This is a genomic window from Micromonospora sp. CPCC 205558 (assembly GCF_036902955.1).
In the GTDB taxonomy this organism is placed as follows: domain Bacteria; phylum Actinomycetota; class Actinomycetes; order Mycobacteriales; family Micromonosporaceae; genus Micromonospora.
Map to the genome: position 1 here is coordinate 139,338 of NZ_JBAKHR010000008.1, position 19,171 is coordinate 158,508.

14 protein-coding genes are annotated in these 19,171 nt (G+C 70.3%); 7 read left to right on the forward strand and 7 right to left on the reverse strand.

What is annotated here, in order from left to right; genetic code table 11:
* Nucleotides 1-49 precede the first annotated feature (49 nt).
* A complete protein-coding gene (locus tag V6U86_RS11740; protein WP_334501911.1) occupies nucleotides 50-5,131 on the forward strand; it encodes an NAD-glutamate dehydrogenase in 5,082 nt (1,693 codons plus the stop codon).
* Between the two features lie 73 nt (nucleotides 5,132-5,204).
* Here the strand turns inward: V6U86_RS11740 and V6U86_RS11745 are convergent, their stop codons facing one another.
* Together V6U86_RS11745 and V6U86_RS11750 are read right to left on the reverse strand one after the other, a co-directional pair.
* Complete coding sequence (locus tag V6U86_RS11745) at nucleotides 5,205-5,903, reverse strand: class F sortase (protein WP_334501913.1); 699 nt, start codon at nucleotides 5,901-5,903, stop codon at nucleotides 5,205-5,207.
* Nucleotide 5,904: 1 nt separating this feature from the next.
* Nucleotides 5,905-7,158 carry a hypothetical protein gene (locus V6U86_RS11750; RefSeq protein WP_334501916.1) on the reverse strand — a complete coding sequence of 418 codons (1,254 nt, stop codon included), beginning with the start codon at nucleotides 7,156-7,158 and terminating at the stop codon, nucleotides 5,905-5,907.
* 593 nt (nucleotides 7,159-7,751) lie between these two features.
* Here V6U86_RS11750 and V6U86_RS11755 point away from each other — a divergent pair.
* Nucleotides 7,752-9,539, forward strand: coding sequence for a glycoside hydrolase family 6 protein (locus tag V6U86_RS11755; RefSeq protein ID WP_334501918.1), 1,788 nt, complete (start codon nucleotides 7,752-7,754; stop codon nucleotides 9,537-9,539).
* Nucleotides 9,540-9,660: 121 nt separating this feature from the next.
* On the opposite strand, the gene V6U86_RS11760 is transcribed toward V6U86_RS11755, so the two are convergent.
* The 5 genes from V6U86_RS11760 to V6U86_RS11780 form a co-directional block, all read right to left on the reverse strand.
* A complete protein-coding gene (locus V6U86_RS11760; RefSeq protein WP_334501921.1) occupies nucleotides 9,661-10,047 on the reverse strand; it encodes a hypothetical protein in 387 nt (128 codons plus the stop codon).
* Nucleotides 10,048-10,130: 83 nt separating this feature from the next.
* Nucleotides 10,131-10,439: a hypothetical protein gene (locus tag V6U86_RS11765; protein ID WP_334501923.1), complete on the reverse strand. Its 309-nt coding sequence runs from the start codon at nucleotides 10,437-10,439 to the stop codon at nucleotides 10,131-10,133.
* Between the two features lie 16 nt (nucleotides 10,440-10,455).
* Nucleotides 10,456-12,114, reverse strand: a complete 1,659-nt coding sequence (locus V6U86_RS11770) for a sodium:solute symporter family protein (RefSeq protein WP_334501925.1) — start codon at nucleotides 12,112-12,114, stop codon at nucleotides 10,456-10,458.
* 189 nt (nucleotides 12,115-12,303) lie between these two features.
* A complete protein-coding gene (locus V6U86_RS11775; protein ID WP_334501927.1) occupies nucleotides 12,304-13,254 on the reverse strand; it encodes a hypothetical protein in 951 nt (316 codons plus the stop codon).
* 11 nt (nucleotides 13,255-13,265) lie between these two features.
* Nucleotides 13,266-13,859: a hypothetical protein gene (locus V6U86_RS11780; RefSeq protein ID WP_334502267.1), complete on the reverse strand. Its 594-nt coding sequence runs from the start codon at nucleotides 13,857-13,859 to the stop codon at nucleotides 13,266-13,268.
* Between the two features lie 325 nt (nucleotides 13,860-14,184).
* On the opposite strand from V6U86_RS11780, the gene V6U86_RS11785 reads away from it, so the two are divergent.
* The 5 genes from V6U86_RS11785 (at nucleotide 14,185) to V6U86_RS11805 (ending at nucleotide 19,087) form a co-directional block, all read left to right on the forward strand.
* Complete coding sequence (locus V6U86_RS11785; protein WP_334501930.1) at nucleotides 14,185-16,578, forward strand: sensor histidine kinase; 2,394 nt, start codon at nucleotides 14,185-14,187, stop codon at nucleotides 16,576-16,578.
* The gene (locus tag V6U86_RS11790; protein ID WP_334501932.1) at nucleotides 16,578-17,000 is read left to right on the forward strand and encodes a roadblock/LC7 domain-containing protein; all 423 of its coding nucleotides are present in this window, start codon (nucleotides 16,578-16,580) and stop codon (nucleotides 16,998-17,000) included. Before V6U86_RS11785 ends, V6U86_RS11790 begins: the two co-directional genes overlap by 1 nt.
* Nucleotides 16,990-17,379 (forward strand): DUF742 domain-containing protein, encoded by a 390-nt coding sequence (locus V6U86_RS11795; protein WP_334501934.1) that lies wholly within the window; start codon nucleotides 16,990-16,992, stop codon nucleotides 17,377-17,379. Before V6U86_RS11790 ends, V6U86_RS11795 begins: the two co-directional genes overlap by 11 nt.
* A complete protein-coding gene (locus V6U86_RS11800) occupies nucleotides 17,360-17,962 on the forward strand; it encodes a GTP-binding protein (protein ID WP_334501936.1) in 603 nt (200 codons plus the stop codon). The genes V6U86_RS11795 and V6U86_RS11800 overlap by 20 nt, the downstream gene beginning before the upstream one ends.
* Before the next feature lie 87 nt (nucleotides 17,963-18,049).
* Nucleotides 18,050-19,087: a lactonase family protein gene (locus tag V6U86_RS11805; protein WP_334501938.1), complete on the forward strand. Its 1,038-nt coding sequence runs from the start codon at nucleotides 18,050-18,052 to the stop codon at nucleotides 19,085-19,087.
* Nucleotides 19,088-19,171 lie beyond the last annotated feature (84 nt).

Here is a 19,171-nt window from a genome sequence, read left to right on the forward strand (position 1 = left end):
TGGGCGGCAGAGTGACCCACAACGCGGTGGGTCGAGGGGAGTGGCACCGATGGACCGGCGTCCGGCGATCAAACCGGAACCCGACCTCCGGCCGGAGGACTCCGGCCGGGACGATGACAGCTTCGATTCGGCGACCGACGGGGACGGCTACGGCCGGCTCGACACGGGAGTCACCGGGCTGACCGGGTCGAGCATCGACACCATCTACGATCTGGGCCTGCCGACCGAGGCGTTGGCCGACGACGTGGAGGATGCCGAGCTCGACGAACCGGTTCCCAATGCCGAGCGCCTGGTGGCCCAGGCCGTCGCGCTCGCGGGGGACGACCACGACGCGGCGACACTTGTCGGCCGTTTCTGGCGGTTCGCTCCGGACGAGGAGCTGGTCGGCTTCACGGCAGAGGAAATGCTCGACGCGGCCCGGGCGCACCGGGACCTCGCCCAGCAACGGGTGCCTGGCGAATTGAAGCTGCGGATCCACGAACCGCACGCGGACCAGCACCACACGGTCGTCGAGATCGTCACGGACGACATGCCGTTCCTGGTCGACTCGGTGACGGCGCTGCTCAACTCGTACCACCTCGACGTGCACCTGCTGGTGCACCCGCTGGTGGTGGTACGGCGTGAGCCGCTCGGCCGGCTGACCGAGGTTTCCGCGGATGTGGAGCCGGACGACGCGATCGCCGGCGACATCATCGAGAGCTGGATGCGGATCGAGATCGACCCGGTCCGGGACGCGGCCGAGCGGGACCGGTTGCGTCGCGAGTTGCAGCGGGTGCTCACCGATGTGCGGGAGGCGGTGGAGGACTGGCCGAAGATGCGCCAGCGGGCGCTCGCGCTCGCCGACGAGCTCGCCTCGACCCGCACCTCGGACAACCGCCCACCGGTGCCGGAGAAGGACATCACCGACTCGGTGGAGCTGCTGCGGTGGCTCGCCCAGGACCACTTCACCTTCCTCGGTTACCGCGAGTACCGGTTGGTGGACGCCGACGGCGGCGACGGCGGCGGCCCGGTCGACGGCAAGGCGTTGGAGGCGGTGCTCGGCACCGGTCTGGGCATCCTGCGCTCCGATTCGCCGGAGGCGCGGTCGCTGTCCTCGATGACGCCCGAGGCGCACGAGAAGGTGCTGGAGAAGCGCCTGCTCATCATCACCAAGGCCAACTCCCGCGCCACCGTGCACCGGTCGGCTTACCTGGACTACATCGGCTTCAAGATCTTCAACTCCGCCGGTGAGGTGATCGGTGAGCGGCGCTTCCTGGGCCTGTTCTCGACTGCCGCGTACCGGACCAGCGTCCGCGAGCTGCCGGTGGTCCGCCGCAAGGTGGCCGAGGTGCTGGACCGCTCCGGTCTCAGCCAGCGCAGTCACTCGGGCAAGGATCTGATCCAGATCCTGGAGACGTACCCGCGCGACGAGCTGTTCCAGATCAAGACCGACGATCTGTACCACGCGGTGGTCGGCGTGCTGCGGATGGCCGGCCGCCGGCAGCTGCGGGTGTTCCTGCGTCGAGACGCGTACGGGCGGTTCATCTCCTGCCTGATCTACCTGCCCCGGGACCGGTTCACGACGCAGAACCGCCTGCGTATGCAGGACATCCTGCTGCGCGAGCTGAACGGTGTCGGGGTGGATTACACCACCCGGGTCACCGAGTCGATGCTGGCCCGGGTGCACTTCATCGTCCGTACCGACCCGACCCGGCCGCCCGGCGACATCGACGCCGACCTGCTGGCCGAGGAGTTGGCCGACGCCACCCGGCTCTGGGACGACGACTACCGGTTGGTGCTGGAGCGCAAGCTCGGCGACGAGCAGGCCAAACACCTGTTCACCCGGTACGCCGACGCGTTCCCGGAGGGCTACAAGGACGGGCACACGCCGTACGAGGCGATGAAGGACCTGGCGAAGCTGGAGCTGCTGGAGGAGCCCGGCCAGCTGGAGATGCACCTGTTCCGCAAGCAGTTGGCGCCCCGGCCGGGCACCCGGGTGCCGGGAGCCGACCTGGCCGAGGCGATGGACGTCCGGTTCAAGGTCTACCGGTACGGCGAGCCGATGATGCTCTCCGCCGTGCTGCCGGTGCTGCACTCGCTCGGCGTGCGGGTGGTCGACGAGCACCCGTACGAGGTGGACCGGATCGACGGTCGGGTCTACCTGTACGACTTCGGCCTCATGCTGCCCGAGGGGCATCAGGAACTGGCCGAGGTGCGCCCGCACGTGGAGAACGCCTTCGCGGCGGCCTGGCGTGGCGAAGCCGAGGTGGACCGGTTCAACGAGCTGGTGCTGCGCGGCGGGCTGACCTGGCGGCAGGTGGTGGTGCTGCGGGCGTACGCGAAGTACCTGCGGCAGGCCGGCACGGTCTTCTCGCAGGACTACATGGAGCAGACCTTCATCGCGTACCCGAAGCTCGCCGCGTTGCTGGTGGAGCTCTTCGAGACCCGGTTCGCGCCGGGCGAGTTGAGCACCGAGCAGCGGCAGCAGCGCAGCGGTGAGCTGGTGGAGACGATCCGGGGCGCGCTGGACGACGTGGCGAGCCTCGACCAGGATCGGATCCTGCGCTCGTATCTGACGTTGATCGAGGCGACCCTGCGGACCAGCTTCTACCAGAAGCGCGCCGACGGGCGGCCGAAGGCGTACGTGGCGTTCAAGCTCGACCCGCAGGCCATTCCGGACCTGCCCGCGCCGCGACCGAAGTTCGAGATCTTCGTCTACTCGCCGCGGTTCGAGGGTGTGCACCTGCGGTTCGGGCCGGTGGCCCGGGGCGGGTTGCGGTGGTCCGACCGTCGGGAGGACTTCCGTACCGAGGTGCTGGGCCTGGTCAAGGCGCAGATGGTGAAGAACACCGTGATCGTGCCGGTCGGCGCCAAGGGCGGCTTCGTGTTGAAGCAGAAGCCGGGTGACCGGGACGAGGCGGTCGCCTGCTACCAGGAGTTCGTCGGCGCGATGCTGGACGTCACCGACAACATCGTCAGCGGGCAGATCGTGCCGCCCGAGGACGTGGTCCGGCACGACGGCGACGACCCGTACCTGGTGGTGGCGGCCGACAAGGGCACCGCGACGTTCTCGGACATCGCCAACGAGATCTCCAAGGCCCACAACTTCTGGATGGGCGACGCGTTCGCGTCCGGTGGATCGGCCGGCTACGACCACAAGAAGATGGGCATCACCGCCCGGGGCGCCTGGGAGTCGGTCAAGCGGCACTTCCGGGAGCTGGGCCTGGACACCCAGACCCAGGACTTCACTGTGGTCGGCGTCGGCGACATGTCCGGCGACGTGTTCGGCAACGGGATGCTGCTCTCCGAGCACATCCGGCTGGTGGCCGCCTTCGACCACCGGCACATCTTCCTCGACCCGGAGCCGGACGCCGCCACCTCGTACGCGGAGCGTCGGCGGCTGTTCGACCTGCCCCGTTCCTCCTGGGAGGACTACAATCCGGAGCTGATTTCGGCAGGTGGGGGCATCTTCTCGCGTACCGCGAAGTCCATTCCGATCACGCCGGAGGTCCGGGCGGCGATCGGCCTGGACGACGACGTCACGCAGATGTCGCCGCAGGAGCTGATGAAGGCGATCGTCACCGCCCCGGTGGACCTGTTCTGGAACGGCGGTATCGGCACCTACGTCAAGGCCTCCAGCCAGACCAACGCCGAGGTGGGCGACAAGTCCAACGACGCGATCCGGGTGGACGGGCGCAGCCTGCGCTGCCGGGTGGCGGGCGAGGGCGGCAACCTGGGTTGGACCCAGCTCGGCCGGATCGAGTACGCGTTGACCGGTGGCCGGATCTACACGGACTTCATCGACAACGCGGCCGGGGTGGACACCTCCGACCACGAGGTGAACATCAAGATCCTGCTCAACACGGCGGTGGCCGATGGGGAGCTGACCACGGCCGAGCGCGACGAGCTGCTGGCCGGGATGACCGACGAGGTCGCGGATCTGGTGCTGCGGGACAACTACGACCAGGCCCGGGCGATCAACAACGCCCAGGCCCAGGCCGCTTCGCTGCTCCCGGTGCACCGCCGGATGATCAACGAGCTGGAGCGTTCTGGCGGGTTGGACCGGGCCCTGGAGGCGCTGCCGCCGGACGAGGAGTTGGCGGTCCGCAGCGAGTCCGGGCTGACCGCGCCGGAGTTCGCGGTGCTGCTCGCCTACGTGAAGATCGTCCTGGAGCGGGAGATCCTCACCGAGGGGTTGGCCGACGAGGAGTGGACGACCGACGTCCTGGTCAACTACTTCCCGACACCGATGCGCGAGCGGTTCGCCGACCGGATGGGCCGGCACCGGCTGCGCCGGGACATCGTCACCACCGTGCTGGTCAACGAGGCGATCAACCGGGGTGGCATCTCGTTCATCTTCCGGGTGGTCGAGGAGACGGCGGCCAGCGCGGCAGACGTGATCCGGGCGTACGTGGTGGTCAGCGAGGTGTTCGGCCTGCGCGACCTGTGGGACGCGGTCGAGGCGCTGGACAACAAGGTGGCGCCGGAGTTGCAGACCAGCGTCTACCTGGACACCCGCCGGCTGCTCGACCGGGCGGTGCGGTGGTTGGTCTCCAACCGGCGCTCGCCGATCGACGTGCCGGCCGAGATCGCCCGGCTGCGCGACGGGGTCCACCGGCTGCTGCCGGGGCTTGAGGAGTTGTTCTACGGCAACGAGCGCCAGGGCATCGTCGCGCACATGGACTCGATGACCGAGCGTGGGCTGCCCCGCGAGTTGGCGGAGCGGGCGACCCGGCTGATGTACAGCTTCGGCCTGATGGACGTGGTGGAGACCGCGAACGCCAGCGGGCGGGACGTCAGCGAGGTGGCCTCGGTCTACTTCGTGCTGTCCGACCTGTTCCGGGTGGACTCGCTGCTGTCGAAGATCTCCCTGCTGCCGCGGGAGGATCGCTGGCAGACGCTGGCCCGGATGGCGCTGCGGTACGACCTGTACGCCGCGCTGGCCGCGCTCACCGCGGAGGTGCTCGACTCCACCCCGGGCGACCTGCCACCGCACGAGCGGGTGCAGCAGTGGGAGCAGTCGAACGCCACCTCGATCCACCGCGCCCGGCGGGCGATGGGGGAGTTCGACGAGTCGCGGGCGGATCTCGCCGCGCTGTCGGTGCTGCTGCGCCAGATCCGCACCCTGGTGCGGACCTCCGCAGCCGCCTGAGTCAGGTACGCCGGACGCGGTCCGGCCGGTCGGGGTGCCCCGACCGGCCGGACCGCGTTTCGTTGGTCGCGGCTCACGCCGCCAGGGTGGCGAAGACGACGATGTTGTCCGGGTAGCTCTTCGCGGCCTCGTCGAACTGACCGCCGCAGGTGACCACCCGCAGGCTGGGCCGATCGCTTGGTCCGTAGACGAGTTCCGTGGGGAAGGCCGTCTTCGGGTAGGACTTCACCGAGTCCACAGTGAAGGTGGCCGGCACTCCGTCGGCGCGGCGCACGGTGATGGTGTCGCCGGGGGTGAGCGCGCCGAGGTCGAAGAAGACGGCCGGGCCGAGCGCCGCCGAGTCCACGTGCCCGACGATGACCGCGTTACCCGTCTCGCCCGGGCTCGCACCCGGCTCGTACCACCCGGCCTGGTCGGCCTTGTCCAGCGCAGGGACCTGGACGGTGCCGTCCGGATTGGTGCCCAGCGACATGATCGGCGCGTCGACGCCGATCCGGGGGATCTCGATGCTGGTCGGCGCCGAACGGGCCAGCCCCGCCGGCGCGTCCCCGATCGGCTGCCCGTCGACTGGCGGGGCGTCGTCGGCTGTGGTCGGCGGCCCGCTGACCTCCGGGCCGGCCTGGGCCAACGGCTGCGGGGGTCGGGGAGCGGGTGTGTCCTTCAGACTGGCGCCGATCATTCCGGCGCCGATCATGGCCATGGTGACGACGACAGCCGTGCCGGCGGCACGCCACGGTTTCCCGCGACGGCCGCCGGCCGCTGTCGTCGTCACGTCAGACGAGCGAACCATCGGTCCGCCGACGACGCATCAGCACGATCCCGCCCAGCGCGGCAGCGCCGAGCAGACCCGCCCCGCCGGTGGCCAGACCCCGGTCGGTGCCGGTGCTGACGCCGCCGTCACCACCGTCGACACCGCCGTGCGGCAGCACGACGAGCTCGCCCTCGCCGCAGGAGCCCTTGAGCTCGTAGCGACCCGGCTTGGCGTCCTTGTCGACCTTGGCTTCGCCGTAGTAGACGAACTCGCGCTCCTTGTCCCAGTCGCGCTCGTCCGAGCCGTGCTCGTCCTTGGACTCCCAGCCCTTGTCTGAGCCGTATTCCGAGCCGTGCTCGTCCTTGGACTCCCAGCCCTTGTCCGAGCCGTACTCGGAGCCGTGCTCGTCCTTGGACTCCCAGCCCTTGTCCGAGCCGTACTCGGAGCCGTGCTCGTCCTTGGACTCCCAGCCCTTGTCCGAGCCGTACTCGGAGCCGTGCTCGTCCTTGGACTCCCAGCCCTTGTCCGAGCCGTACTCGGAGCCGTGCTCGTCCTTGGACTCCCAGCCCTTGTCTGAGCCGTATTCCGAGCCGCGCTCGTCCTTGGACTCCCAGCCCTTGTCCGAGCCGTACTCGGAGCCGCGCTCGTCCTTGGACTCCCAGTCCTTGTCCGAGCCGTACTCGGAGCCGCGCTCGTCCTTGGACTCCCAGTCCTTCTTGTCACGGCTGTCTTCGGCGTCCTGGCCGTGCTCCTCGCCCTTCCAGTCCTTGCTGTCCTCGTCGCCGTGGGCGTCGGCGGCAGCGCCGCCACCCTGGCCACCCTTGCCGTTCTCGTCCTTGCTCTTGTCGTCCTTGCCGTGCTCGTCCTTGCCCTTGTCGTCCTTGCCGTTTTCGTCCTTGCCCTCGTGGTCCTTGCCCTTGTCGTCCTTGCCCTTGTCGTCCTTGCCCTTGTCGTCCTTGCCGTGCTCGTCCTTGCCCTTGTCGTGGTCAGAGGAGTCCTCCTCCTCGCGCCAGTCGCGGTCCTCGCCCCGGTCTTCGCGCGCCGGCTTGAGCTCGACCTTGCCGGTGACCTTGGACCACACGTACGCGTGCTCCTGCCGATCCGGGCAGATCTCGAGGAGCTTGACCTCGTCGCCGGCCTTCACGACGTGCGGCTTGGCGTAGACCTTGCCGTCGTCGTGGCCGTCGGCGAACGCGATCCCCGGTGCGAACACCAGGAGCGACGCGCCGCCGAGCGCGGCGCCCGCAACGACCTTCCCGAGCATCTTCTTAGCCATGACCTGCGTCACTCCATCCCTGTTGTCCTGAGCCCGGCGACAACCGAGCTAAGACCGACGTTAGACGGTTTCATGACTTATGAAGTGAAAGATTCGTGTTTTGACCTTTGTTCCGGTAAGAGGCGAAGGAGTGCTACGCGGCTTTCGTGGCGCCGATCGTCGTGTCCGGTAGCCCGGGGCCTTCTGGTGCCGGACGGTGTTCTGAGTTCGTCGTGCCCGGCCGCTCTGGTCATCCGGTCCCGGCGGCTGTGGGCCGGCCGGTGCCGCTCGGGCGGGCTCGGGGGTATCGTCCGAAACGGCTCCGGCGACGCATCGAGCCATTGCCATGGAAGCGCTCCCATGCAAGAATCGGCGGACGCGGTTCAGAGAGCCACACCGTGCAGGCAGGGAGTCGAGGGCACCCGGTTCATCGGGCGACATCCCGCCGCCGATCGACCGGCCGACGCTTCGACCGGGCACCACCACCATCGCCCGTCCGGGTCGGGCGCCCCCGAAGAATCCCGTTGGCGCCGACGGTCGTCCGTGCAGGACGCCCATCGGGCCGTCCCGCCGGGCCGTACGTGGGCCCGGTCTCGCCCAAGGAGATCAGTGGCATGAATGTGTGGAGAAGGCTAACCGGCCCACGCCGGGCCCTCGCGCTCGCCGGCGCGGGTGCCCTGGTCGCCGGTGGGCTCGTAACGATTCCGGTTACCGCGGCGCAGGCCGCGACGCAGTGCGACATCGCGTACACGAGCAATGACTGGCCCGGCGGTTTCACCGCGAACATCACCATCAAGAACGTCGGCGACCCGCTGAACGGCTGGACGCTGGGCTGGACCTTCGCGAACTCCAGCCAGCGGGTGCAGCAGGGCTGGTCAGCCACGTACACCCAGTCCGGCAGCCAGGTCACCGCCCGGAGCATGTCCTACAACGGCACCCTGGCCACCGGCGCGTCGACGAGCATCGGCTTCAACGGAGCGTGGAGCGGCAGCAACCCGAAGCCGACCTCCTTCACCCTGAACGGCGTGGTCTGCAACGGTGGCACCACCCCGCCGACCACCCCGCCGACCACCCCGCCGACCGACCCGCCGACCACCCCGCCGACCGACCCGCCGACCACCCCGCCGACCACCAACCCGCCCGGCACCAAGGTCGACAACCCGTACTCCGGGGCGAGCGGATACGTGAACCCGGAGTGGAAGGCCAAGGCGGACGCCGAGACCGGCGGAAGCCGGATCTCCAACAACCCGACCGCCGTCTGGCTGGACCGGATCGCCGCGATCAACGGCACGCCGGACAGCAGCTCCAACGGTGCCTTCGGGGTGCGTGACCACCTGGACGAGGCGCTGCGCCAGGGCGCCGGTTACATCCAGTTCGTGATCTACAACCTGCCCGGCCGGGACTGCTCCGCGCTCGCCTCCAACGGTGAGCTGGGCCCGGACGAGCTGCCCAAGTACAAGGCCCAGTACATCGACCCGATCGCCGCGATCCAGGGTGAATCGAAGTACAGCAGCCTGCGGATCATCAACATCATCGAGATCGACTCGCTGCCGAACCTGGTCACCAACACGTCCGACCAGGCTGGCGGCACGGTCATGTGCGACACGGTCAAGGCCAACGGCGCGTACGTCAACGGTGTCGGCTACGCCCTCGCCAAGCTGGGCGCGATCGGCAACGTCTACAACTACATCGACGCGGGTCACCACGGCTGGCTCGGCTGGGACTCCAACTTCGTCCCGACCGCCAACATCCTGAAGACCGCCGCGGTCGCCTCCGGCAGCACTGTCAACAACGTGCACGGCTTCATCACCAACACCGCGAACTACTCGTCGCTGCGTGAGCCGTACTTCAAGATCACCGACAACGTCAACGGTCAGTCGGTGCGGCAGTCCAAGTGGGTCGACTGGAACTTCTACGTCGACGAGCTGTCGTTCGCCCAGGCGTTCCGCAACCAGCTGGTCTCGGTCGGCTTCAACTCCAACATCGGCATGCTGATCGACACCTCCCGCAACGGCTGGGGTGGCTCCGCACGGCCCACCGGGCCGGGTGCCACGACCAGCGTCGACACGTACGTCAACGGGGGTCGCATCGACCGCCGGGCCCACCTCGGCAACTGGTGCAACCAGGCTGGCGCCGGCCTCGGCGAGCGGCCCCGGGCCAACCCGGAGACGGGCATCGACGCCTACGTCTGGGTGAAGCCGCCGGGTGAGTCGGACGGCTCCAGCAAGGAGATCCCGAACAACGAGGGCAAGGGCTTCGACCGGATGTGCGACCCGACGTACGGCGGCAACGCCCGCAACGGCAACAACCCGTCCGGGGCGCTGGACAACGCTCCGATCTCCGGTGCGTGGTTCTCCGCCCAGTTCCAGGAGCTCATGCGCAACGCGTACCCGGCGCTCTGATCGGGTAGCTCACGCACCAACCCGCTGCCAGTGGTTGGTGAGGCACTGTTGGCAGCAGGTTCCCCCCGGGTCCCCGGCTCGACCGTCACAGGTCGGGTCGGGGACCCCCCTTGTGCCCCGGTCAGGGCACTGTGCGTTCGATCGCCGCCGAACCCTGCTCGGCCAGGTCACGGCGGGCCTTGTCCAGGTTCTCCGGCGTCAGGTCCTGGCCGCGGGCCATCACCAGGTCCTCCGGCTCCCAGGGCTGCTCGCCGCCGGTGCGGATGTTGTCCCCGCCCGCGCCGGTGCCCGTCCCGGTCGCCCCGGTGCCGGCAGCGTACGGATCGCCGATCAGCTCGTCGGTGTCCGGTGCGAGGTCGCCTGGTCGGTTGCGGGGTTCGGCGAAGCCCGGCGTGTCCCGGTCGGGGCCACCTCCGGTTCGCAGCTGCGGCACGGTGGCGTCATCATCCACCGCCGACGCCACCTCGGGGCTGTCCTCCAACGGCGGCTGGCGATCGCGATCGGTCATGGTGCTGCCTCCTGTGTCCGACACGGTGCCTGATTTCCCCCACGTACCCCTTCGTGCCGCGCTCATGCCGGGCGGCCGACGGGTCAGGCGCCGGGCTGCTGCTCGTTGGAGGCCGGCGGGTCCGCCGGGCGCAGCCACTGCCAGAGCAGCATGAGCAGGCCGAACACGAGCATCGCCAGCCCCGCCCACAGGTTGATCCGTACACCTTCGGCCTTGTCGATCTCGGCCCGGCTGTCGAAGATGCCGATCAGCGTCACGATGATCCCGTACGCGACGAAGAGGCCACCGATCACCCGGCGGATGTCGAACAGCCGGGCCGCGGCGGAGCGCCGCTGCTCCGCCTGCGTCTCGTCGATCAGTGGGTCCTGTGCCGGCTGGCCGTCGTTGCTCATCTGCCGACCCCTTTCCTCAGAAGACCGGAATGTAGAAGAGGGCGGCCAGCGCGACCGCGATCAGACCGAGCAGCACCGGGGAGCGGTACCAGACGGCGTCCCCGGCGAGCACGTCGCCCTTCAGGTCGACGCCGCCCATGCCGTACACCAGCCCGCGCAGCTCCTCGTCGCGCTTGGGTGAGGTGAGCGGGGTGATGATCGCGGCGACCACCACCGCGGTGACGAACGCCAGACCGGCACCCCAGAAGCTCTCCTCCAGGTCGGAGTTGAAATCGACCACGCCGCCCTTGTAGAGCAGGTAGAGGCTCAGCGACACCAGGGTGCCCAGCAGCAGTGACCAGAAGCCGGCCAGGGCGCTCATCCGCTTCCAGAACATGCCGATGATGAAGGTGGCGAACAGCGGCGCGTTGAAGACGGAGAAGAGCGCCTGGATGTAGTTCATGATGTTGCTGAACCCGGCCGCGATGAACGCGGTGCCGATCCCGATCACCACAGCGGCGACCGTCGCCCACCGGCCGACCCGCAGGTAGTACTCGTCCGACCGGTCCCGGCGGATGTACGCCTGCCAGATGTCGTAGGTGAAGACGGTGTTGAAGCCGCTCACGTTGGCCGCCATGCCGGCCATGAACGAGGCGAGCAGGCCGGTGACCGCCACCCCGAGCACACCGTTGGGGAGCAGGTCGCGCATCAGCAGCGGGATGGCGTTGTTGTACTGCAGGTCGCCGCTCTCCGCGCCGAGGCCCTGCACCGTGACCAGGGCCACCAGGCCGGGGATGATCGTGACCAGGGGGATGACCAACTTCGGGTACGCGGCGATGATCGGCGTACGCCGGGCAGCGCTCATGTTCTTGGCCGAGAGGGCACGCTGCACCTCCGCGAAGTTCGTCGTCCAGTAGCCGAACGACAGCACGAAGCCGAGGCCGAAGACGATGCCGATCCAGTGCGCGCCCAGCGGGTTGGCGGTGCTGCCGGTGCCCTGCCACGCGTGCAGGCCGGCCTCGCCGAGTTTGGTGTCGCCGACCGCGTCCATCAGGCCGTTCCACCCACCGACCTTGACCAGGCCGATCACCGTGACCGGAATGAGGCCGGCGAGGATGACGAAGAACTGGAGCACCTCGTTGTAGATCGCCCCGGACAGGCCGCCGATGGTGATGTACGCCAGCACGATCGCCGCGCCGACCACGATCGCCGTCCACAGCGGCCAGCCGAGCAGCGCCTGCATGACGAGGGCCAGCGCGTAGAGGTTCACGCCGGCGATCAGCACCTGGGCGACGGCGAAGCTGAGCGCGTTGAGCAGGTGGGTGGGGCGGTTGAAGCGCAGCCGCAGGTACTCCGGGACGCTGCGGACCTTGGAGCCGTAGTAGAAGGGCATCATCACGATGCCCAGGAAGACCATCGCCGGGACGGCGCCGATCCAGTAGTAGTGGACGGTCATCACGCCGTACTGAGCCCCGTTCGCGGCCATTCCGATGATCTCCAGCGCGCCCAGGTTCGCCGAGACGAAGGCGAGACCGGTCACCCAGGCTGGCAGGGAGCGGCCGGAGAGGAAGAAGTCGACGCTGGTCCGGATCGCCCGGCGGGCGGCGAAGCCGACCCCGAGGACGGTGACGAAGTACAGCGCCAGAATCAGGTAGTCCAGGCCGTTCATGTTGAGCCGAAGACCGTCGCCGTCCATCCCGCCACCCCTCGTCCCGACGCTTGTTGACGCGCGCGCCCTATTACCCCGTCCGAGTGGTTTCACTCCTGGAGGTCGGGACCGCCGTGTTCGGGCCAGCCTGGGTGGTCTGGGAGCTTGGCGCCGATCGGGGCACAAAGAGGGCGCCCCGGCCGTCACGGCCGGGGCGCCGGTTGTCGGTCGGGTGACTCAGCGACCGAGGACGCGGTCCAGGAAGTCCCGGTAGTTGCGGACGGCCATCCGTAGTTGCTCGGTGTCGGCCGAGCCGGCGTCCTGCCACCCACCCAGCGTGTTCTTCTGCGCGGCCAGTGCCGAGGAGAGAGCCTGGATGGCCTCCTCCACCAGCGACTGCGCCTCGCCGGCAGCCGCCTGCGGGTCGTCGACGAAACGCAGCTGCACGTCGCGCCAGCGGTCCCGGAAGCCCTGCGCGGTGTCCGGTTCGAGGAGCGTGGCCGGCTCGGCGGCGACCGTCGAGCCGGCGGGTCGGGATGTTCCGGCGGCCTCCAGCGTCGGGCTGGTGTCGTCGCCGGGGACCGGCTCACCGTCCGCATCCGGGTCGACCATCTCCGGTGTCGCGCTGCCGTAGCCGGCCGCGCCCGCCGCGGCGGCGTCCCGGTCGCCGGTCAGATCGCCACGCCGCTCGGGGTCGCCGTCCGTACTCCCCGGCGTGACGACGGTCCGCGCGGAGGTGTCCGCGTCACCGCGGTCGTCGACGTCCGCGCTGTCGTCGTCGACATCCGTGTCGCGGCGGTGCAGCTCGGCGGTGGGGTCGGCGCGCAGACCTTCCCGCTCGCCGTCCTCGGCGCCGTCGCCCGGTTGGGCGGTCCGCTCGGCCCGGGGGTCCGGCTGATCCTGCGGGCGCGGGCTGGCCAGCGCGGAGGCGGCCACCGCGTCAGCCACCGTGGTGGCCCCGAACGTGGTCGGCAGCGGCCCCGGCTCGTGGAAACCGCTCTCGTCGGTGGACCGGTCGTCGGTCCGCTCGTGGGTGGTGGTCTGGTCGTCGAAGGTGCCCCGATCGTCGAGGGCGTCCTCAGGAACGTCGGAGCGGCCGGCCCGGTCGCCGGCCGGGGCTACCGGCACGGGCGCGGACCGTACGGCCTCCGGGTGGTCGTTGCTCACCTGCTGCTCTTCCTGGCGCATCGGTGGCCTCCTCAGCGGCTCGTGGCGTCGTGGTCCGGGTGGTGGCGCTGTTCGGGTGCGTGGTGGCCGATCGGCTCCTCGCCCAACAGGTCGGCGAAGAGTGCGCGATAGTGCACGACCGCCTGCCGCAGCTCCTCGGTGCTGGCCTCGCCCCGGGAGTTGCGCAGGTGGATCTCGTGCGCCTCCCGGTAGTTGGTGAGGGTGCGGGCGTGCTCGACGGAGAGGTGGGCGATCTGGTCCGAGAAGTCGCCCGTCGGGTAGCCCTGCTCCTCGATGAGCCGGGTGACCAGTTCGTCCGCGTCGCCCACGGTCTCGCCCGGGGAGTCGATGAAGCGGACCTGGAGTTCCTCCCAGGCGGCGGTGTACCGGGCCCGGGACTCCGGGGTGAGTGGGGTGAGCGTGAGCTCGGCGTGCCGGCGTTCCCGGTCGCGCAGTTCGCGCTCGGCGGCGGACCGGCTGTCCTGCTCCGCCACCACCCGGTCGTACTCCGGCCCGAATCGGTTGCGCAGCGCGCGACGGTTGTTGAGCGAGCGGGCGGCCACGGCCAGCACCGCGACGATCACCAGCACGACGAGCACGATGACGACTATCTGCGTGGGCGACATGGGCTCCTCCTTCGTCATCTGGTATTCCCTCCGCGCAGTGATCGCCAATCCCGATCCGAGGCACTTTCCTGACGAGGGTCGCAACCGCCCTACCTGACGAAACTTGACTAATTCCAGAGAAATGCTTGGGTGTGGCTGTCCCCGACCCCCTCGCGCATCCCGGAGCGTCGATGTCGGCGCGACGGGCGGTAGTGCAACCGCCCTCGATTACGTATCCTGCCCAAGGCGCCCGCGCCGGTGCCCGACAAACGGCCGGGCGCAGCCGGCCGGCGCGTTGCCCGGCGGTGCCGGCACCCCTCCTGCCACCCTGTACGGGCGAGGTCTGATGAAAACCCGCGACTGGCCGATCCGCTCGAAGCTGACCGCGTTGGTCGTCGCGCCGGTGACAGCGCTCCTGGCTTTGTGGATCTTCGCGACCACCCTGACCTTCGGGCCAGCCCTGAACCTGCTCTCCGCCCGCACCCTGCTGTACGACCTGGGCCGCCCCGGCGAGACCGTGGTCACCGAGCTGCAACGGGAACGCCGGCTCTCGGTGGTGCAGCTCGCCGGCAACACCGAGTTGCCCGCACTCGCCGAGCAGCGCGGGCGCACCGACCGGGCGGTCGCTGAGCTGCGCCGCCGGGTGGACGGGGAGCCCCTGCGCGACGCTGCCGACGACCTGCTGGAAACCCGGGTCGACCAGCTGATCACCGCCCTGGCGGCGTTACCCAACGGCCGGAAGTTCATCGACGACCGCAAGGTGGACCGGTCCGGCGCGCTCAACCTGTACAGCGGCATGGTCTCCGCGGCCTTCCAGGCCTTCGCCGGCATGGCGACCCTGACCGACCCGGACCTCAACCGGCAGGCACTGGCGCTCACCGCGCTGGGTCGCTCCCGGGAACTGCTCGGCCAGAGCGACGCGCTGCTGGCCGGCGCGCTGACCGCCGGGCGGTTCGCCGAGGGGGAGCACACCCAGCTCGTACAAGCCATCGGCAACCAACGGTGGCTCACCGAGAACGCCGTGGCCGACCTGCCCGAGAGCAGCCGGGTCGCGTACCAGCGGTTGACCGAGGGTGAGGCGTTCACCCGGCTGCGCACGATGCAGGACGCACTGGTCGTACCCAACCGGTCCGGCCGGCCGGCCGTCGACGCGGCGGCCTGGCAGGCCAGCCAGGACGCGGTGCAGCAGCAGTTGCGTGATTTCGAGCTGTCCGAGGCCGACGCTCTCACCGACCGTTCGGTACCGATGGCGGTCGGCATCCTGGTGCGGCTGGCCGCCGCCGGCGTACTCGGGCTCGTCGCCGTCGTCGTCTCGGTGCTGGTGGCGCTACGGGTCGGCCGCACGCTGGTCCGGCGCCTCAGCGGTGTCCGCACCGCCGCACTGGAGCTGGCCGAGCACCGGCTGCCCGACGTGGTGACCCGGCTGCGCCGCGGCGAGCAGGTCGATGTCGCCCGGGAGGCGCCTCCGCTGGAGTACGGCCACGACGAGATCGGCGAGGTCGGGCGCGCCTTCACCGAGGTGCAGCGCACCGCCGTCCAGGCCGCGGTGGACGAGGTCACCCTGCGTCGTGGGCTCAACGAGGTCTTCCTCAACATCGCGCGGCGGAGCCAGAGCCTGGTGCATCGTCAGCTGCACCTGCTGGACCGGATGGAGCGGCGCAGCGAGGACCCGGACGAGCTGGCCGAGCTGTTCCAGGTCGACCACCTGGCCACCCGGCTCCGCCGGCACGCCGAGGACCTGGTCATCCTCGCCGGCTCCGCACCCGGCCGGGGTTGGCGAAACCCGGTCGCGATGGTCGACCTGATCCGCGGGGCGATCTCCGAGGTCGAGGCGTACGAACGGGTGGACGTCACCGACGTGCAGCCGGCCGGCGTGCTGGGACGGGCGGTCGGCGACGTCATCCACCTGCTCGCCGAGCTGGTCGAGAACGCCACCGCCTTCTCTCCGCCGGAAACCCGGGTCACCGTCACCGGGGCGAAGGTGACCAACGGGTACGCCCTGGAGATCACCGATCAGGGGCTGGGCATGTCCGACGCGGCGCTGGAGACCGCCAACACCCGGTTGGCCAGCTCGCCCGAGTTCGACCCGGCGCAGAGCGCCCGACTCGGCCTGTTCGTGGTGGCCCGGCTGGCGGCCCGGCACGGCGTACGGGTGCGGTTGCGTCCCGCCGGGAAGGGCGGCGTGACCGCCATGGTGCTGCTCCCCGGCGACCTGGTCACCACCGAACCGCCAGCCGGCCCCGACCCCGCCACGCTCGGCGCCGCGTCGGGCGACCCGAGCAGGCGGCTGGTTCGGACGGCACGTCGGGGCGCGGTGACCCGCCCCCGTACCCGCCCCCCGACGGCCCCGCCCGGCAGCGCGGCCCCGCCAGCCCCACCCACCGGCGCGCCGACCTCGGCCACCCCGCCCGGCAACGGGCGCGACGAGAGGCCGGTGACCTCCGACGAGCCGGACGACGAGCTGGACGGGCTGCCCCGCCGGGTGCGACGTCGTACCCCCGCCGCCCAACCCCGCTCGACTGTGACCGACACGCCGTCACCCCGCTCGCCGGAGGAGGTCCGCAAGGTGATGGCGGCGCTCCAGGCCGGCACGGCCCGCGGACGTGCCACAGCCGTAACCCCGACGGCACCGCCGGCGTCGAGCGGCCCGGCGGCGTCGAGCGGCCCGGCGGCCCCGGCGGCGCCCACCGACCCGCCGGCGAGCCCCGAACCACCGACCGCGACTGAGAGGGACGCCTAGTGCGGCATTCGACGAAGCAGAGCGCCGGCCTCGACTGGTTGCTCGACGAGCTGGTGCAACGGGTACCGGCCGCCCGGGAGGCGGTGGTGCTCTCCGCCGACGGCCTGCTGCTCGGCTGCTCGGCCGAGTTGGATCGCTCCGACGCCGAGCATCTCTGTGCGCTCGCCGCCGGCTTCTCCAGCCTGGCCCGGGGTGCCAGCCGGCACGTGGACGGCGGCCCGGTGCGGCAGACCGTGGTGGAGATGGAGGCCGCGTACCTCTTCGTCACGACCGCCGGGCAGGGTGCCTGCCTGGCCGTGGTGAGCGACGCCGACGCGGACATCGGGTTGGTGGCGTACGAGATGGCGATGCTGGTGATCCGGGTGGGGGAGAGCCTCGCCGCGCCGGCCCGATCGGCAGCGGGCGCCGGAGATGCGGACTGAGCCGCCGGGGCCGCAGCACCAGTGGCTGGACGGTGACGCCGGCCCGGTGATGCGCCCGTACACGCTCACCGGAGGCCGGGTGCGCCCCGCCGTCGACAATTTCAACCTGGTCGCTTTCGTGCTGGCCGGTTCGGATGTCGACGCGGCGAGCCATCCGCACCTGCTGCCGGAGCATCGACGGCTGGTCGCGTTGGCCCACCGGCCGGTGTCGGTGGCCGAGCTGGCAGCCGAGTTGGACCTCGCGGTCGGCGTGGTCCGGGTACTGCTCGGTGATCTCCTCGCCGAGGGCCTCGTCGCGGTGCACGAGCCGCCGACCGCCGGCCTCCTTCCCGACGACGACATCCTCAAGGCGGTGGTCAGTGGACTCCGTGCGCTATGACCAGGTGGGCACCAGCACCACCATCCCGCTGGCACTGAAGATCCTCATCGCGGGAGGCTTCGGGGCTGGCAAGACGACCTTGGTGAGCGCCCTGAGCGAGGTCCGTCCGTTGCAGACCGAGGAGGTGCTGACCGGCGCCGGGATCGGCACCGACGACATCTCCGGCGTGGAGGGCAAGTCCACCACCACGGTGGCGATGGACTTCGGCCGGATCACCATCAACGACGACCTGCAGGTCTACCTGTTCGGCACGCCGGGTCAGGACCGGTTCTGGTTCCTCTGGGACGAGTTGGCCTTCGGCGCGCTCGGCGCGGTGGTGCTCGCCGACACCCGGCGGCTGGCCGACTGCTTCCCCTCGATCGACTACTTCGAGCAGCGCGGCATCCCGTTCGTGGTGGGTGTGAACTGCTTCGACGGCTCCCGCCGGTTCAACCTGGAGACCGTACGCCGAGCGCTCGACCTGGACCCGGAGGTGCCGATGGTGCTCTGCGACGCCCGGGACCGGCAGTCCGGGAAGCTGGTGTTGATCTCTCTGGTGGAGCACGTCGCCCGACAGCGCGGCGAGCCGGTGCCGACCGCCTGAGAACAGGGCCGGAAAGCTGGTTAACGGGCGGGCAACGCGGGCAGCCTCTGGTTGGATCAACGGAGGATGCCGGCGGAGGAGTGGTACGTGAGCGGTCAGGGTGAGGTCGTCCACATCGGGGGTTACACCGCGCAGAGTGGTGGACGGGGCAGCGGCATCGTCGCCGCCCATCGCGACCCGACCACCGGGGCGTTGACCCCACTCGGCACGGTGGCGGTCACCCCGTCCCCCTCCTTCCTGGCGCGGCACCCCACCCAGCCGGTGCTCTACGCGGTCAACGAGCTGACCGACGGGGAGATCAGCGCCTGGCAGGTCAGTGCGGACGGTGCGCTGGACCCGCTCGGCAGCCGGTCGACCGGCGGCGCCGAGCCCTGTCACCTGGCGGTGCTGCCCGGCGGTGACCACCTGCTGGCGGCCAACTACGGCAGCGGCAGCATCGCGGTCTTCCCGCTCGACCCACGGGGCGTGCCCGGTGACCGCACCGACCTGGTGGTGCACGAGGGGCACGGTCCCGACCCGGAGCGCCAGGATCACGCCCACGCCCACATGGTCTCGCCGGGAGCGGGCCGAGGGCCGACCTTCGCCGTGGATCTCGGCACCGACTCGGTCTACCGGTACGACCTGGACGAGGCGACCGGACGACTGGTGCCACGTGCGCCGCGGATGCGTACGACGCCCGGCACCGGCCCCCGGCACCTGGCCCGGCACCCGGACGGACGGCGCTGCTACCTCGTCGGTGAGCTGGACGCCTCGGTCACCGCGTACGAGCTGACCGACGACGGCGCGTTGCATCAGCGCGGGCGGGTCGAGGCGAGCGAGCGGGCCGGTCACGTCCAGCCGTCCGAGGTCGCGGTCGCCCCGGACGGTCGTTTCCTCTACGTCGCCAACCGCGGGGCGGGGACGCTCGCGGTCTTCACCCTGGCCGGGGAGTTGCCCGAGCTGGTGGCCGAAGTGGACACCGGTGGGGAGTGGCCAAGGCACTTCGCAGTGATCGGTGAGCACCTCTACGTCGCCGACGAGCGGGCGGACATGGTGCGGGTGTTCCGACGCGACGCAAGCACCGGCGTCCCGGAGGCGGTCGGCGAGCCGGTGCCGGTGCCGAGCCCGACCTGCGTTCTGCCCTGAACGATGATTTAGAGACGTGAGCGTGCCACTGGTTTGGCAACGCCACGAGGCTGTCGCGTCACTCTGTGTTGCAAAAAAGGGCTG

What these genes read in the sequence shown, in the direction of transcription:
- V6U86_RS11740 (WP_334501911.1), top strand. Translation starts at nt 50, where the DNA reads ATGGACCGGCGTCCGGCGATCAAACCGGAACCCGACCTCCGGCCGGAG.
- V6U86_RS11750 (WP_334501916.1), bottom strand. Translation starts at nt 7,158, where the DNA reads ATGGCTAAGAAGATGCTCGGGAAGGTCGTTGCGGGCGCCGCGCTCGGC.
- V6U86_RS11755 (WP_334501918.1), top strand. Translation starts at nt 7,752, where the DNA reads ATGAATGTGTGGAGAAGGCTAACCGGCCCACGCCGGGCCCTCGCGCTC.
- V6U86_RS11760 (WP_334501921.1), bottom strand. Translation starts at nt 10,047, where the DNA reads ATGACCGATCGCGATCGCCAGCCGCCGTTGGAGGACAGCCCCGAGGTG.
- V6U86_RS11765 (WP_334501923.1), bottom strand. Translation starts at nt 10,439, where the DNA reads ATGAGCAACGACGGCCAGCCGGCACAGGACCCACTGATCGACGAGACG.
- V6U86_RS11770 (WP_334501925.1), bottom strand. Translation starts at nt 12,114, where the DNA reads ATGGACGGCGACGGTCTTCGGCTCAACATGAACGGCCTGGACTACCTG.
- V6U86_RS11775 (WP_334501927.1), bottom strand. Translation starts at nt 13,254, where the DNA reads ATGCGCCAGGAAGAGCAGCAGGTGAGCAACGACCACCCGGAGGCCGTA.
- V6U86_RS11780 (WP_334502267.1), bottom strand. Translation starts at nt 13,859, where the DNA reads ATGTCGCCCACGCAGATAGTCGTCATCGTGCTCGTCGTGCTGGTGATC.
- V6U86_RS11785 (WP_334501930.1), top strand. Translation starts at nt 14,185, where the DNA reads ATGAAAACCCGCGACTGGCCGATCCGCTCGAAGCTGACCGCGTTGGTC.
- V6U86_RS11795 (WP_334501934.1), top strand. Translation starts at nt 16,990, where the DNA reads ATGCGGACTGAGCCGCCGGGGCCGCAGCACCAGTGGCTGGACGGTGAC.